Below are 15,260 nucleotides of genomic sequence, written 5' to 3'. Positions count from 1 at the left end.
GCGGTGCGGGGGCCGTCGTCGGGGCGACACTCACCGGCGGTGGTGTGGGTGACGACGGGACAGCGGCCGGTGTGGTCGGGGCGACGTCCTCCGCTGCCGCCGCCACGGTCGGTGACGCCGACGACGAGGCGTCGGGTTTCGGGGCGTCGGTGACGAGCGCGGCGACGCCGGTGATGCCGCAGCAGGCGATGACGACGGCGCCGATGACGATGCCGATGATCGCGCCGGTGCCGAGCTTCTTCTTACCGGGCACGGGCGGCGGGGGTGCGTAGTGCGGGTTGTTCGGGGACGGGGGCGGGCTGCTGTCCTTGCCAGGCGGTCGGCTCGTTCGACGGTGGTTGGTAGCTCACGCATGGAAGTGTGCCGCAGCGCCACCAGTCGGCAACCGTCCGTTCGGGTGTCGCCGTGTCGCCTACCTGACCAGGCGGTCCGGGGACGGAGGACGCTCCGCCGTCCCGGACCACCCACGCCGGTCTAGTCGGCGATCTTGTGCCACGCCCAGTAGCCCCGCGCGTCGATGGACGCCCCCGCCATCGCCGGGTCGCTGGAGCCGAACGGGGTGATGATGCTGATGTAGCCGTTCACGACCTGCCCGGCAGTCAACTGCACCCGCCGGGACACAGTCACGGACCCGTGCCCGATTGGGCGCGCCGGGATGTCGTCCTGTTCCGTCTGGGCCGCCGTCACCCAGAACTCCATGCCGGGGGCGGTGTCAGCCTTGGCGATCAGGCCGACGTTCCAGTTGGTGACGGCGTCCGGGCCACTGTCGACCACTCCGGTGACCACGTAGTCGACGTCGTACACGCCAGCTTCGGGGGCGGTGAACGACACGAGCGTGTAGTCGTAGGGGTCGCCGGGGGACCAGAAGTTCGCTGCCGGGTTGCCTTGCCCCCACACGTGGGGTGGGGTGGTGGGCACGTAGAGGGCTCCGTCGGCGCCGGTGGTGAGGGCGTTGTCGGCGTCGGCGGAGATGCGGGCGGCGGCGGTGAGTGGGCTTGCGGTGGTGCCGTCGCCGGTCATGTCGATGGTGGGGGTGTCCTGGGCGACGATGGGGGCGACTCCGGCGGGGACGCTGGTGACGGTCGCGGTGATCGGGTTACCGGCGGTGCCGTCCCCGGACAGGTCGACGGTGGTGGTGTCGGCTGTCGCCACCGTCGTCAGCCCACCACCGCCGGTGGAGGTGGCTACGAAGAGACGACCGTCGGATCCGACGGTGAGCGCGTTGTCGGCGTCCGCGGAGGGTGACACGGTGGCGGTGACGGGGTTACCGGCGGTGCCGTCGCCGTTGAGGTCGACGGATGGTGTGTCCTGCACGGCGACTGCGGTGAGTCCACCCCCGCCGGTGCTGGCCGGCGCGTAGAGGCGTCCGTCGGTGCCGATGGTGATCGCGTTGCCTGCCTGCCCGGAGGGGATGACTTGCAGGCCGGTGGGGGTGACTTCGAGGGCGTTGGGTGCGGCGTTGACGTTGACGGCGGCGTTGATCGGGTTCCCGGCGGTGCCGTCGCCGTCGAGGGTGACCGTCGGCGTGTCGAGGGTCGTCACCGTCGTCAGGCCACCGCCGCCCGAGCTGGCGGGCGCGTACAGGCAGCCGTCCGTGCCGCGGACGATGGCGTTGTCGGGGTCGGTGGACAGGCACGGCGGGCCGGCGTAGAGGGTGCCGTCGGGGTTGATGACGAGTGTGTTCGTCGGGTCGGTGGAAACCTTTGTGGTGGCGGTGATCGGGTTGGCGGGTGTTCCGTCGCCGGACAGGTCGACGGTCGGGGTGTCCTGCACGGTGACGGTGGTGAGTCCTCCGCCGCCCGAGCTGGAGGCGTACAGGCGTCCGTCGGAGCCGAACGTGAGGGCGTTGCCGGCGTCGGCGGACGGTGCGACGAGCACCCCGTTGGGGGTTTCGTCGGCGCCGTTGGGGTCCGGGGAGAGGATCACCCGGGCGGTGATCGGCGCTCCGCTGGTGCCGTTGCCTTCGAGGTCGACGGTGTTGGTGTCCGCGACGGTCACCGCGGTCAGCCCACCGGTCCCACCACCACCACCACTGCTGCCGCCTCCGCCGCAGCACCACGCTTTGCCACCCATGCTGGTTACCTCCTGCTCGCCGCACTGCTGCGGCGCTTCGACTTGCTGGTGGTCGGGGCTGCCGACTGCGCGACGTCGGCGGGGACGAGAGCGGCGTTGGCTGCGGCGACAGCCGCGTGGTACTCGTCGGCGGTGATCTCGACGTGCCCGGCAGCGGCGAGCACCTGGGCGCCGTCGTCGGTCAGGTTGCCGACCTGCGACACACCGCCGCCGGAGTTACGGAAGTAGCGGATGCTCATGCGCGCACGCTCCTAGTCGCTGATCTTGTCGTAGCCGACGTTCGCGTTGATCGTGAAAGAGCCATGCGATCCGTCCGGCCCGGCCACGGTCCCGGTCGCCCACCAGCCGAACGCGATCTCGATCAGGTCACCGGCAGCGAGCTGGACACGTGGCGAGAGCGTCGCCGTCCCGCTGGTGTAGAGCCGTATCGTGCCGGTGGTGTCATACCAGTAGTCACCCAAGACGTAGCCGGTGGCCAGGCCGGTCCCGTTGCGGCGGACGGTTGCGCTCATCTCGTTCAGGTGGGGGGCCGGGTTAGGCGCTGAATGCCGGACCTGCGCGGAAATCTTCGCGGAGATCGCATACACGCCCGGCTCGGGTGCGGTGAACGACGCCCCGGGCAGGATGGTGCCGGTGTTGATCGGGTATGTGAGGTCCGTCCCCGAAAGGACTACCGGCCCGATCTCACCCCACACCGTGGACAGGCGGGTGATGTTTCCGCTCGTGCCAGCCATCAGACGCTGCTCCCTTTTCCTCGACGCCGCCGGATTGAGCGGGGCCACCCTCACCCGCCCGGGGTGGCCCCGCCGCTCATCCCTCGATGGTGTCCTTATGCGTGAACGACACCAGGTAGTCCGAACCGGTCTCGCCGGTAAACGAGATCCCGTTCGTGGCGATCACGTCGTCGTCGACGTCCGTGACGCTCCACGTGAGGGACACACCCGCCGGGACGAGCGCGTTTCCGCTGGTTGTGCCGACCTGAACATTCCCGGCCAGCACAACCAGCGTCACCGACTGCAAACCAGGGAACGAGGCGGTCGGCGAGTACGTAGTGGTGTCGTCCGTGAACCGTTCGATCCCGGTGCGCACGTTCGTGTCGAACGCCTGGCCCTCACACTCCGACACGGTTGTGTTCGCCGGCGGTGTGAACGGGCTACCGTCGGCGAACTCCAACCGGGATGTCACCAGATCACCAGTGGCGGCGTCGTACACGTTGGTGCGGTAGGCGTAGCCGCGCGGGGACCTGTCGTTGAACAGGTCGCGGACACACATGCGGGTGCGGGTCACCGTCCGCAGCTCGACCGGCTCGGTCGAACCGCCGTCACCGCTACTGCCGCCAGCGCAGGCGCCGACCACACCAACCGGCAGGTACGGGGTTTCCCCGTCCATCAGGGTGCGGGTGACCGACGTGACCGTCCCATCCGGGTTCAGGCACACGTGCTGCAAGAACGTGAACGACGGCAGCGGCTCCGCTTCCACGTTGTCGAACCCGGCGACCCCGCTACCCCCAGGCGCGTTCACCACCTGGAACACGGCCCCCTGCGTGGCCGCCACCGCAGGCAGCAGAATCTCCGTCGTGTTCGCGGCCAGGTTCGCGCCGGGGGTTTGGTCGCCCTGCACCAACGCCGAATCGTTGCCCTGCACCAGCCGGTTCGACGGGTTGTACACGTGGTTCGTGCCTCGCCGAACCACCACCGCGTCGGCGGGGATCCGCACACCCGTGTTCGCGGACAGGGTCAGCAGGAACCGCACCTGCGCCGGTTTGCTCGTGGCGATCGTCGCGGTCTGCCCGGCCGTGGTGAAACCCCACGTGACCATCCGCGTTTCGGGTGCCGCCGAGGCGGTGAGGGTGGTGCCCGTCGAGTAGGTGAGCGTCGTGTCGACCAGGTTGGTGAGGCGCGCGGTCGCGACCCGGGTGGTCGTGTTGATGGCCCAGCCGTCCGCCGCACCCGTCTCGCCGACCATCGCCGACGTGTCGGGGCCCGCGTTGATGTCGCACAGCGGGATCGTCTGGCAGGTCGCTGCGGCGTCGCAGCTGCCCACCACACCGGTCGGGAAATAGTCGAGCCCGTCGAGGGTGGTGTTCTGCACCTCGACCACCGTGCCGTCGCAGTCCCGGCAGATGGTGCGCAGGAACCGGGTGACACCCGCGCCGACCTGCACACCACCGAACGCCCACGTGCCGAACTCGCCGCCGTTCGCGATCCGCGGCCCCAGGTACTGCACGGTCACCGACGAGACGGGGCCGACGGTGCGGAACCTGGCCGACCGGGCGATGGTGGGGGAGTTCGTGTCCGCTGTGGCGTTGCGGGTGTTGTCGATCGTCAGGAGCCGGGTGGCCGGGTCGAAGTGGTAGCCGGACGGCAAGCTGATCGGCACCGCACCGGCGGGGATCTGCGCGGTGTTCGGCAGCACCGGCGGTGTCGCGCCCGGGTTCGGCACGGTGGTTCCGTCCCACGTCATCGCGACGGAAAACTCGGTGATCACCGGCTGGTTGAACGTCCACGTCAGCGGGCCTGTGGGGAGGTTCGGGAAGGCGAGGGTTTTCCACCACAAACCTTCGGTGGTGGAGAACTTGTTGGATGTGGACGGGTTCGTCACCCCCGAGTTGACGCTCGTCGCAGCCCACGTGATGCCGTTGGTGAACGTGCCCGCGCTGGCGTTCGCCGTCCCGACCATCAACGCCGGTTCGAGTGTGGTGCCGGCGTCGCACAGCTCGAACGACTCGCAGGTGCGGCACGTGCTGGCGGCGCACACCTCGGCGGGCAGCAGCACCGGCCCGTCAACGCGGGTGCCGTCCGCCGCGTAGTAGGTGACGGTCCCGTCGGTTTCCAGGAACGCGGTCAGTGTTTGCGGGTTGGTGGCGGTCGACGGGAGAACCACCACGTCGCAGACCCTGTTTGTCGGCTCGTTGGACCAGCCGGCGGTGGCGATCTGCACACTCGACAGCGTCTGGTCGAACGTGAACCGCATGCGCCCGGCCAGGCCGAACGCGGTGCCGTTACGGGCCAGCCCACCGGAGACCATCTCCGCGGTGACGGTGACCCCACCCACCGTGGCCGTGCCAACGTACTCGGCCACGGCGGTCGGGAACTCGGGGATCGGCGGCGCGAACGCGGTGCTGGTGACCGTGGTCGAACCGTTCAGCACCAGCCGGAACGCATCCCCGCCGGCCGGCCCGGCTTCCGCCGTGAACTCGATGCTGTCGACGCTGCCCGTGTAGGTGGCGGACGGGTTCGTCTGCCCCTGCGTGACCAGGCAGTCGCCCTCGACCACGAACCCGGTCAGCGTCGACGGTGCGAGCAGCGGCCCCCTCTCCGCGCACACCTCACCCAACCGCTCCCGCTGGCACGCGCCGAGCGTCACACCCGGCTCGTCGGTGACCAGATAGGCGGTACGCCCGTCGAGGGTCGTGTTCGTGACGAGGACTTGCCCGTCGCGGGTGACCCGTACGTGCCGCAGGAAACTCGTCCCGTGGTCGCACATCTCCACGATGTGGCTGGTGATGACGTGGTCGCGTTCCTCCGGCGCCACACACGGCACGATCCGTGGGCTGGTGATGACCTCACCAGTGTTCAGGTCGGTTACGGTGCCGTCCGCGTTGAGCCAGCCGGACGCGAGGGTGTTCAAACCGGCCGTCGACACACCCAGGGACAGGGAGGCGTTCCCAGACAGCACCGTGGTCGGCGCGACGTCGGACACCGTCAACGTCGACCAGGCGGCCGGGTTGCTGGTGTCGAGCGTCGCGCCGAACGAACCTGTCGACGACGAGAACGTGAACGTGTGCGGCCCATTGGTCTGGACGATGTTCGCGCCGTCGTAGGTGACACCGGCGAGCGCACCCTCGACCTGCGCCGACAGGGTTTCACCAGGACAATCCCAGGTGATCAACGCCCGGTACGGGCCGACCGCGCGTATCCCCCGCCACCCGATCTGCGACAGGCTGGTGCCGTTGATCCGGGTGATGTTCGACAGCGTGAAATACGCGGCGCCGTGCAGCACCTCACCGAACGTGGTGACCTTCGCCGTACCACCGTTCCCGGCAGTGAGCGCACCCTGCCACAGTTGGGTGCCGCCCGCGTTGTAGACGGTGAGCGTGGCCGAGCCGATACCGTCGTTGTCGTCGGTTTGGGAGCCGTAGTTGTTGAACAGATCGATCGACCCGACATCGGACGGGCCGGCGAACATATAGCGCAGGACCAGGCCGGTCGCCGCGCCGGTCGTAGGGTCAACCGTCGTCGTGGTCCACGTGTCGAGGCTGGGGTCGTAGCTGGCGGGCAGACCGACCACGTTCCAGGCGTTCGGGTTCGCTTCGACCGTCGCGTCGTTGATGACCGGGTTGATCGCGGGCAGGGTTTGCAGGGTGCCGTCGGCGCACATGTCGCCGTCGCCGCTGGTGGCGTAGCAGACGATCGGGAGGTTGCCGCCCGGGCAGGTGACGATCGTCGAGGAGTCGACAGCGTCACCGGTCTCAAGGTCGACGTAGCTGACCGTCAGATCCGCGCAGCCCGCGCAACGCACCACCGACGCGGTACGGATGTCGCCGCCGCCCGCGTCGTAGCACACCTGCCCGAGGACAATCGGGGTGGTGACGTTGTCGCCGCACGGGACGGTCGTCCAACCCGCAGGCAGCGTGTCCCGGCGGACTCCCTCATCGTCAAGGTAGTAGGCGGTGCCGTCCGTGCAGACCACACGTGTCCACAGCACGAACGACGACGGGTCGACGTCGTACTCGGCGATCACGTGCACCAGCAGACCGGCAGCGCCGGTCGGGAAAACTGACTCCCGCACGTGCAGGACGATTTCGTTGGTGCCCGCCTGCGCGCCAGGTACCGCGGTGGCGGGCATCTCGAAGGGCTGCTGCGTGTGGTCACGGCCGACGGCCTGCGCCGGGCCGCCGTTCAGCCGGAAGTCGACCGCGAGTTGGTCGGCGTTGAACGCGGTGGTGGAGATACGGATGCTCGCCGGGTCGGCGTTCGCGGGCAGGTCGAACGAGGCGCGGGCGTACCAGTCCGGGTTGGCCGCTGTGATCGCCGGGCCCTCATCCTGCTCGCCGGTGTTGGCGAGCTGGCTGTCCGGGTGCGGCGAGACCCAATGCGCCTGCCCCTCGGCGGTGCCGCCGTCGACCGTGGTCCAGCCGGGGTAGACCGGCACTCGGTACATCGGGTACCAAGGGCCGGTCGGGGACGGAGACCACTGCCAGTCCAGGTCGCGGGAGCGGTTGGTGAAGTTCGAGCGGTTGGAGATGAACTCGACGCGGCCGGACGGGCGGACACAGACCTGCGTCGATTCGCAGGTCGCGCACACGTCGACGGTGCCCGGCTCGTTGAACGGCGTTCCGTCGAGGAGGTAGTCCGAGTGGCCGGCGATCGTGCCGTTCTCGTCGCGCCGGTAGTCACGGACGATCCGCGTGACCGTTCCGTCCGCGGCTGTGTGGCACAGGACCACCGCGTCCTGCTCCGGCTGCGCTGCGCCCACCGGGCAGGTGGTGATCGTGACCCCGTCGGGCGGGTCGTAGGTGGCGCCGGTGGTGGCGTCGACCAGCCGCACGTCAGCGATGGTGCCGTCAGCGGCGTAGCTGTACTCGATGAGGACCAGGCCGACCACCGCACCGGTGGAGTCGACGGCGCAGAACGTGCCCGATACCTGAATGGAGCGGGAGTCCCCGCACGCGACCGTGCCTATCGGCACCGCACCGGCCGTGAACGCGCCGGAGGTGAGGTTCAGCCAACCCTCGGAGGTGACCGTCCCGTCGCAGTCCCTGACGACGGTGACCGCGATCGGCGTACCGTCCGCCAAGCACAGACCAACAGTCGTGACCGGGGTGGTCGCGTCACAACCCGAGTCAGCGGGACACTCGACCGGGTTCGCCGGCACATACGGCTGCTCGAAGTCCCCGTCCAGCCACGTACCGACCAGCGTCGGCTCTTCCCCGCCACAGGGGTCCACCGACCACAACTCGATGTACCGGTTGATGAGGGTGCCGTCACCGTTGACGTCGTCGCAGCCGCACCGCTCGATGGTCTGACGGCCACACGGCGCGTCCCCGCCAGGGGTGCCGCCGGCGCATGGGATGGGCTGAACGGGCACGGCTTATCCCTCGCTGTCGGTGTGGGCTTGGCGGGTGTGGGCGTTCAGACCGCGGGCGCTGCCGAAGGTGCGCCCGCAGTGGTCGCACTGATGCCCGGCGGGGTCGGCTTCCGGCAGCGGGACGGCGTCATCCGAGTACGCCGACTCGGGCAGCGGCGGCAGCGGCCCACCGTCGGGCGTCGACGTCCGTTCCGGTACCCCGGTCTGCTCGGCGCTGGTCTCGACGGTTTCGGCCGACACGGCGGTCGGCGTGTCCTCGGCGGGCGGCTGATACACCCCCAGCAGCTCCACCACATCATCCGGCGGACCCGCCGGCACCGGAACAGGCACGTACGGCTGCCCATCCACCCGCGCCCCCACCAACAGCGCCTCCGGGATCTCCGGAAACAACTCCGCAGCCACAGCGATCACACCCAACCCCACCGACCGGGTCTTCGGCTGCTGCTTCACCGCCCACGCCACGAACCCCGCCAGATTCGACCGGGACGGCACAACCTCAATCCGCTCGATCACGGCGCACCCCTCCACACCCTCACCAGCACGGCCGTCAGCACAACGTCACCCGGATCGCCGCCGCCTGGCAGCACGCGATCTCCACGACAAAAGTCCTCTCAGCGAGGACGAACCGGTCGTTGGTGAGGATCCGAACACTCTCACCGTCGCTGTCCGGCACCACGAACGGCGCCTCACGCCGCACCCGCAGCGGGCCCGTGATGTACAGCCACGCCTCACCCGCCGGGGCCGGGAGGCAGTCCGGCGGACCGGAGTTCAACCCGTACCCCGACCCCATGATCACGCAGTTGCCGATCAGTGTCCGGGCGTTCCCGTCGCCGTCGAGACGCACCACGTTGCAGCAGCCCAGCAGCGCCGCCGCACCAGCCGGAACGTGCAAAACGCCACGGCCGCCGTAGTTCTCACCCAGCCAACCCTCAAGCGCCGCGACGCCCTGCGCCATCGACACCGCACCCTCGGCCGGCGTTAGATCATCCGCCATCGGACACAGCAGCTGGTCCATGACGAACTCTTCAAGGGCTCGCTGCTCTCCCATCCGCAGCGCCTCACGGGCGTTACGCACCGCCTCCTGATAGGCGCGGCCGATCGGATTGCACTGAATCCCGGCGTAAATCGTGACCGGCGGCGCCGTACACGACTTCGGGCGGGCGAACTCCTTCTCCACCGGAACACCCGGCGACTCGTCGCCGCCGTCGCACCACTGCCACGGGTGGGCGTCCGCACACGACACGTCCATCCAGTCCGTGCCGAGCAGCTCATGTTCGTCGGTGACGTCGACGACTTCGGTGCAGCCGCTGAGGATGCCGTGCGGCAGTGGGGTGCCGGGGATCGCCGACACTTCACGGCGCATACCTGCGGGGGGCACAGCTCACCTCCTTCCGTTATGCGGGGAGTGGCGGCCCGGCCTGGGGAGGAAGTCGGCCGGGCCGCCACTGCTTCTGGAGGCCAGACGTCAGGCAGTCGGGCAGCCGGCCAGGGTCTGCGCGCCCGTCTCACCGCTCGCGCAGATCGGCACGGTCACCGCGCGGGTGTCCACCGAACGGTCCACCAGCGCCACGCACTCCTCGGTGAACAGCGCGGTGTAGTCGTTCGTCTGGAACTTCGTGCTGTCGTGGATCGCGCCGAGGTTCGCCTCCTCGCCGCGGCCGACGAGCAGGCTGCCCGCCGGGTAGATGACGAACTGCATCGTCGCCGGCCACGTGTCGGCGGCGGTCGGCCCGCCGATGTCCGTCGGGACGGCCGGCGACAGGCCACGCGCGAACTGCACCCGCACACCCAGGGTGGAGAACAGGTCCTGGATGCATCCCGGGTCGAGGTCACACACGTTCTGCCCGTTGCGGCGGGCGATGTCAGCGAGGAACAGGTTCCGCGACCACCACGGGAACACGACCTCCAGGCTGATGCGGTCGCAGAGGTTGTGCCGCTCGATCATGTCGGCGGCCTGCAACGCGACCGCGCCGTAGACCGCGCCGACCGCGCCGAACGACTGGGCGACGGTGACCGGGGTGGCGGCGTCGAGGACACCCTGGAACAGCGCCTGCCGGACACGGATCTCGTGGGCGACCATGGCGTTGCGCAGGTACCACGACACCAGCTCCGGGAAGTGCCGCTGCGTGAGGATGCCCGCCTCCAGGCAGACACCGACGGCATCACAGCGAACCTCGTCCGGCGCCGGGCACGGGATCTTGTAGCAGGGCTTCGTCGCGCCGTTCATGTCGTCCAGCTCGGTGTGGACGAACGTCATCGCGGCGACGTCGAGGCTCAGCGGCTTGAAGTAGCGGAGACCACCGCGGGCCATCTGGATCTCGGGGGCGTCCCACAGCATGTCCGGGCAGGCGATGTCGACCAGCTCGTACAGGGTCTCCGACGGGGCGCACCAGCTACCCGACGCGACGAGGTCCTGCTGCGGGAGCCGACGCTGGCTGGAGGCGTGGATCGCGACGGTGGTGCCCTCGGGGGCCGACGAGCTGTCGGTGACGATGAGGTCCCGCTGGAACGGGTGCCGGTAGGAGATGACCTGGCCGACGCCGCCACCAGCCGTCTTCAGGGCGTTGGCGCGGGAGATGATGCCGGCGGTGACCTGGTCGAAGTCGATGCTGCTGCCGGGGGTGAAGCCGGGGACGTCCACCGCGGCGGTGATCTGCGTGCCCGGGGCGGGCGGCTCGGGCAGGACCCGCGGCTGCCGCTGCCGGACGGTGGCGAGGTTGAGGGCGGCGCGGCGGGCCGGCACATTCACCGGCGCCGGGGCGGAGGCGGTGACCGGCTCCGGGTCGGGCTCCGGCTCCACGGACGGCTCCGTCTCGGGGACGGGCTCCGGGTCGGCGGCGGTGGAGCCGTCGTCGCCGCGGACCTGTGCGGCCAGGGACTCGATCTCCGCGGCGGCGGCGCGCGCGGCCTCGACGCGGGCGTTCTGCTCGGTGCGGACGTCCTCCACGAACTTCGCGAGGGCGCGCATCTCGTCGAGGCTGCCCGTGTCGACCACGTCGGCGGACGAAAGGGCCTGGAACGACTCGACGGCCTTGGCGCGGAACTGGTTGAGTTCGTCGTCGGTGAGGGCGGTGATGTCCTCGGGGATCTCGAACGACATGCCGGGTATCTCCTGATGACTCTGTGGAGTACCCGGCCCAAAACCAGCGGCTGCTCCGAATAGTAGCGGCGTGTGTGTGGTGGGGGCGGCAGCATTGGGTGTGGTTGCCGCCCCCGGTCGGTTACTTCGCGGCGGCGGGTGCCTTCTCCCGGACCGTGGAGCCCGGGTACCGCTTCGAGACGGTGTCGGCGGTGGTCTTCACCGACCCGGTGAACACCACCTTGTCGACGCCGTTCTGGTTGACGACGACCTCGAACTGCTTGCGGTTCTTCCCGCACGAGCAGGCCATACCTGTTCCCTCCCTATACGTTGATCAGCCCGGCCGCGAGGCTGTCGATTTCCTCGCGGGTGGCGCGGCGGCGTTCCAGCTCGTCGGCGACCGCAGCGACGATCGCGGTGAAGTCGGCGGCTGCGGTCGGTGGCGCGGACACCGGTGTGGGGTCGTCGCCGGTGGGGACGGCGGACGCGGCCAGCGCCAGGTTCGACCGGTCCACCACCGCGGCGGCAGCGGCCAGCTTCGACGGGTGGCCGGGAACCGGCACGGACAGCACCGCGCGCAGCGACCATCGGCCGCCGTCCCGCTTCATGTGGTAGCTGGGCTGGCAGGCGAGGAACGTGGCCGCGTCCCACTCGGACAGCCACGGCGCGGCAGCGCCGGAGAACCACATGCCGCCCTCGTTGACGCCGACGGTCACGATGCCGGCGACGGTGCGGGTGTCGTCGAACTGGCAGGCGGCGGTCTCGCACTCGGCACCGTCGCGGTGGTGGCCGACGTTCATGGTGAACGCCCCCACCCGGATGGTGGAGCCGTCGTCGAGCTGGAAGCGGGCGCGCAGGAAGTGCGTGGTGTCGATCGCGCCGAGGCTGTCGATGGTGAGGCGGCGGCCGGGGAACCCCTGGTGGGGTACGCCGGCCTGGGCGACCCAGCCGTAGATCCGGCCGTTGCTGTAGTGGACGCCACCGGAGTCCGGGGGTAGCTCTTCCTCGGTGGGCTCCTGGAACCAGGCGGCGGGCATCGCGGGTAGGCCGCGCATCGCCTGCCACGCGGACGCTTCCAGCTCGTCCAGCCCGTCCAGCTCGCCGTCGAGGCCGGTGGTGGCGTCGGCGGCGGCTGACACGTCGCTCTGCCGACCTTCGGGCAGGGTGGACGCGCCGACGTACAGGCCGCGGGCGAGGCGGACGATCAGCCCGTCTCGGGCGGCCCGGGACAGGTAGTCCCGGGCACGGACCACGGTGACGCCGAGCGCGGCGGCGAGGGTCGCGGCGTCGACGGGGACGGGACTGCCGGACACGTAGGCGACGGCCTCACGTATCCGGCTGCTACCCGACCCGCTGTCGGCGGCGACGACGGTCGCGGTGTCGAGGGTGATGCGGGCGTTGGCGAACGCCGGCATCGACACCAGCGTCGCGCCGCGCACCCTGCCGCGGGTGATGCGCAGCAGGAAGTCCCCGGCCTGCTCGGAGTGGACGACCACCCCATCGTCGGTGGGGTCCGGGTCGCCGGCCGCCGCGGTGATGCCGACCTGCGCGGCCAGGCGGGCGACCTCGACGGCCGGGTTGACCAGGCGGACACCCACAGCAGTCAGCGCCCGCACCTGGTCGGCCGGCACGGCACCATCCGCGGATGCGGTGAGGGTGAGCGCGGTGGTCGCGGTGACCGGGTTCGCTCCGGCGGTGAGGGTGCGGTGGTGGGTGGCGCTGATGGCGTAGCTGCCGTCGGCGAGGCGCATGATCGACGCGGAAGCCAGCGACGCGAACAGCAGCATCTCGGTGTCGCCGGAGCGGTCCACGACCTCGATGTCCACGTCATCCAGATCGACGGACACACCCAGGGGGGCTTCCTCCGCGAGCAGCATGATCGCGTTGCGGCCGGCGGCCTGAGACGGGTACAGCACACCGGCGGCGGGGATGCGGTCACCGTCACGGTCGAGGCTGGTGATCGCCCCGGCCAGCTCCGCGCCGTCGTGGCCGGACAGCATCTCGTCGGCGTACTGCAACGGCCACGGGCCCCCCTCCCAATAGAGGGCTCCGGGGGCGAACACGCGGCCGTCGCCGGTCTGCTGGTTCTCGAACGCGATGGCGGTGTCGCCGGGGGTGGACCAGGTGATCGGCTCGTCGCCGGCCGGCACCGTGTCGGCGGCGGTGGCCTCGACGGTGAGGGGGATGTCCACGACCTCTCCGGCGAACGCGATCCGGATGCGGTCGAAGCGGATGGGGCCGAGCCGGTCGGTGAGCTGCGCGCGCAGGTCGTCGCTGCTGTAGGCGCCGGTGACGTGTGCGACCCACGGGCTGTGCTGGGTGGGCAGCTCCGGCGCGTTGTCGAGCGCGTTGAGCGCGGACACGGCGAGGTTCCGGGCCGCGGCCAGGGTCATCCCCTCACCGTCCGGATCGTCGCCGACGGACCACACCCAGGCCGGGTCGTCGCTGGCCGGGTTCCAGTGCGCTACCCCGAAGGCGTTGCCCACCACCGGGCCGCTGACCTCCGAGTCGGCCGGGTCGTCCACCAGGTCGCGGAGGGCGGACACCAAGGCGTCCTGCTGCTCGTCGGTCCATCCGTCCGCGTCGCCCAGGAAGTACAGGGTCAGGTGCAGTTCGTCGGCCGACTCCCCGCCGGGGACGGCGAGACGTTCTACGTCGGCCGCTGAGGGCACCAGCGCGATCATCGCCCCCGTGTGTCCGCCACCGTCGGCGGCGGTCACCTCCCCGCCGGGGGTGTTCTCCTCGTACTCGCGGATCACGGTCTTCACCTCACTGTCGGATAGGAATCCGCCGCCCAGGGGTTCACCCTCGCGGCCGTACAGCAGCACGCAGCGGCAGTTCACGATCAGGTCGAGGGGTGCAGTCGGGTCGCCGGGCCCGACCATCGGCACCCCACCCACAACGAACCAGTCGGCGACCGGGAGGATCGTGCCGTCCACGTCCCGGTGAGCGGCGCGGGTGCGTAGGTCGTGGACGGCCAGCCACTGTTTCACCGTGGGCCGCACCTCGCGGGGTGCGATGCCGGTGGCGGTGGCGGTGGCCGTGTTCCAGACCAGAGCGGTTTCGGTGGACGCGATCCGGTCGGTGCGGGCGGCACCGGTCGCGGCGGTGACCGCTTCCACAGCCGCCTGGCGGGCGTCGGCGGGGGCGCCGGCGGCGGCAGCGGCGCGGACCACGGTGTCCCGCAGGTTGTCCCCGACGTACCCCAGGCGAGTTTCGACGGCTGCCAAGTACCCCTGCACCGGCTGGGGAAGCTGGAACCGGTCAGCGTCGAACTGGGCGGGCAGGTCGGTGTAGCCGGCGGGTGCGGCCACACCGAGCCAACGGGCGACCGCATCGACCGCGGCTTCGTATAGGGCGAGCAGGGCCCGTAGCGCGGGTCGTCCGTGCTCGCCCCACCAGACCCGCAGGTCCCCTGCCAGGCGGGTCATGTCTTCCCGGCTGCTGCCGGCGGGTAGGGCTTCAACGGCCTTGGTGAACCTGTCGGCCACCTCGCGCAGCGCCGTCCGCACCGGCCGCTCGACCAGCGGTTGCAGGCCGGTGAGGGTGCGGTGGGCTGCCCGACGGTGGTCAGGCATGGGCGGGTTCCTTCACGCACACCGACAGGGCGCCCGGCACGTGCCGGAACTCGTGCTCGACACCGGCGGCGAGCAGTTCCCGGCAGTACACGGACAGCGAGTCCCGCAGGCACTGCGGGTCGGTGCCGTAGCGGGCGGCGATCTCGTCGGCCCGGTCGAAGGCGTCGGCGAGTAGCCCCCACTGGTCGACGTACGCCTCATCGACGGGCAAGACGGTGTGCAGGGCGGACGCGCTGATCTGGTTCGCTTCTGCGCGGCGGGCGCGCGGGCAGGCGGGGGTGCGGCGCAGCTTCTCCCCGGCCCGGTGCAGTGCCATCCAAATGAGCCCGTCGGCGGCGGCGTACAAGCCGGCAGTGTTCAGCTCGGCGGGCTGGGCTGGCGGGCTGGTGGTGACGTCCACGGGCAACTCCGGGCGGGTCGGCTGGTCGGCGGGGTCAGGC

Annotated in this window: 10 protein-coding genes and 1 pseudogene; all 11 read right to left on the bottom strand. The window is 70.4% G+C overall.

The window, feature by feature from the left end; all coding sequences use genetic code 11:
- A pseudogene (locus tag E1211_RS22645) lies at positions 1-253 on the bottom strand (hypothetical protein); the annotation flags it as partial.
- Between the two features lie 221 nt (positions 254-474).
- On the bottom strand, positions 475-2,073 hold the full coding sequence (locus tag E1211_RS22640) for a hypothetical protein (protein ID WP_132351022.1): 1,599 nt from the start codon (positions 2,071-2,073) through the stop codon (positions 475-477).
- Between the two features lie 5 nt (positions 2,074-2,078).
- Complete coding sequence (locus tag E1211_RS22635; protein WP_132351021.1) at positions 2,079-2,312, bottom strand: hypothetical protein; 234 nt, start codon at positions 2,310-2,312, stop codon at positions 2,079-2,081.
- 12 nt (positions 2,313-2,324) lie between these two features.
- The gene (locus tag E1211_RS22630) at positions 2,325-2,807 is read right to left on the bottom strand and encodes a hypothetical protein (protein WP_132351020.1); all 483 of its coding nucleotides are present in this window, start codon (positions 2,805-2,807) and stop codon (positions 2,325-2,327) included.
- A gap of 76 nt (positions 2,808-2,883) precedes the next feature.
- Positions 2,884-8,163 (bottom strand): hypothetical protein, encoded by a 5,280-nt coding sequence (locus E1211_RS22625; RefSeq protein ID WP_132351019.1) that lies wholly within the window; start codon positions 8,161-8,163, stop codon positions 2,884-2,886.
- A 3-nt stretch (positions 8,164-8,166) separates the two neighbouring features.
- Positions 8,167-8,625: a C2H2-type zinc finger protein gene (locus tag E1211_RS22620; RefSeq protein WP_207915478.1), complete on the bottom strand. Its 459-nt coding sequence runs from the start codon at positions 8,623-8,625 to the stop codon at positions 8,167-8,169.
- An 85-nt stretch (positions 8,626-8,710) separates the two neighbouring features.
- Positions 8,711-9,541, bottom strand: a complete 831-nt coding sequence (locus E1211_RS22615; RefSeq protein WP_207915477.1) for a hypothetical protein — start codon at positions 9,539-9,541, stop codon at positions 8,711-8,713.
- Between the two features lie 87 nt (positions 9,542-9,628).
- The gene (locus E1211_RS22610; protein ID WP_132351017.1) at positions 9,629-11,263 is read right to left on the bottom strand and encodes a major capsid protein; all 1,635 of its coding nucleotides are present in this window, start codon (positions 11,261-11,263) and stop codon (positions 9,629-9,631) included.
- 121 nt (positions 11,264-11,384) lie between these two features.
- Complete coding sequence (locus E1211_RS32650; protein ID WP_165947316.1) at positions 11,385-11,552, bottom strand: hypothetical protein; 168 nt, start codon at positions 11,550-11,552, stop codon at positions 11,385-11,387.
- 13 nt (positions 11,553-11,565) lie between these two features.
- The gene (locus E1211_RS22605; protein WP_132351016.1) at positions 11,566-14,820 is read right to left on the bottom strand and encodes a phage minor head protein; all 3,255 of its coding nucleotides are present in this window, start codon (positions 14,818-14,820) and stop codon (positions 11,566-11,568) included.
- The coding region (locus tag E1211_RS22600; RefSeq protein WP_207915476.1) for a hypothetical protein at positions 14,813-15,260 on the bottom strand (448 nt) is incomplete at its 5' end. The genes E1211_RS22605 and E1211_RS22600, both read right to left, overlap by 8 nt.

Origin of the sequence: Micromonospora sp. 15K316, from assembly GCF_004348525.1 — a bacterium.
In the GTDB taxonomy this organism is placed as follows: domain Bacteria; phylum Actinomycetota; class Actinomycetes; order Mycobacteriales; family Micromonosporaceae; genus Micromonospora.
This window is presented reverse-complemented; position numbering and strand designations above follow the sequence as displayed.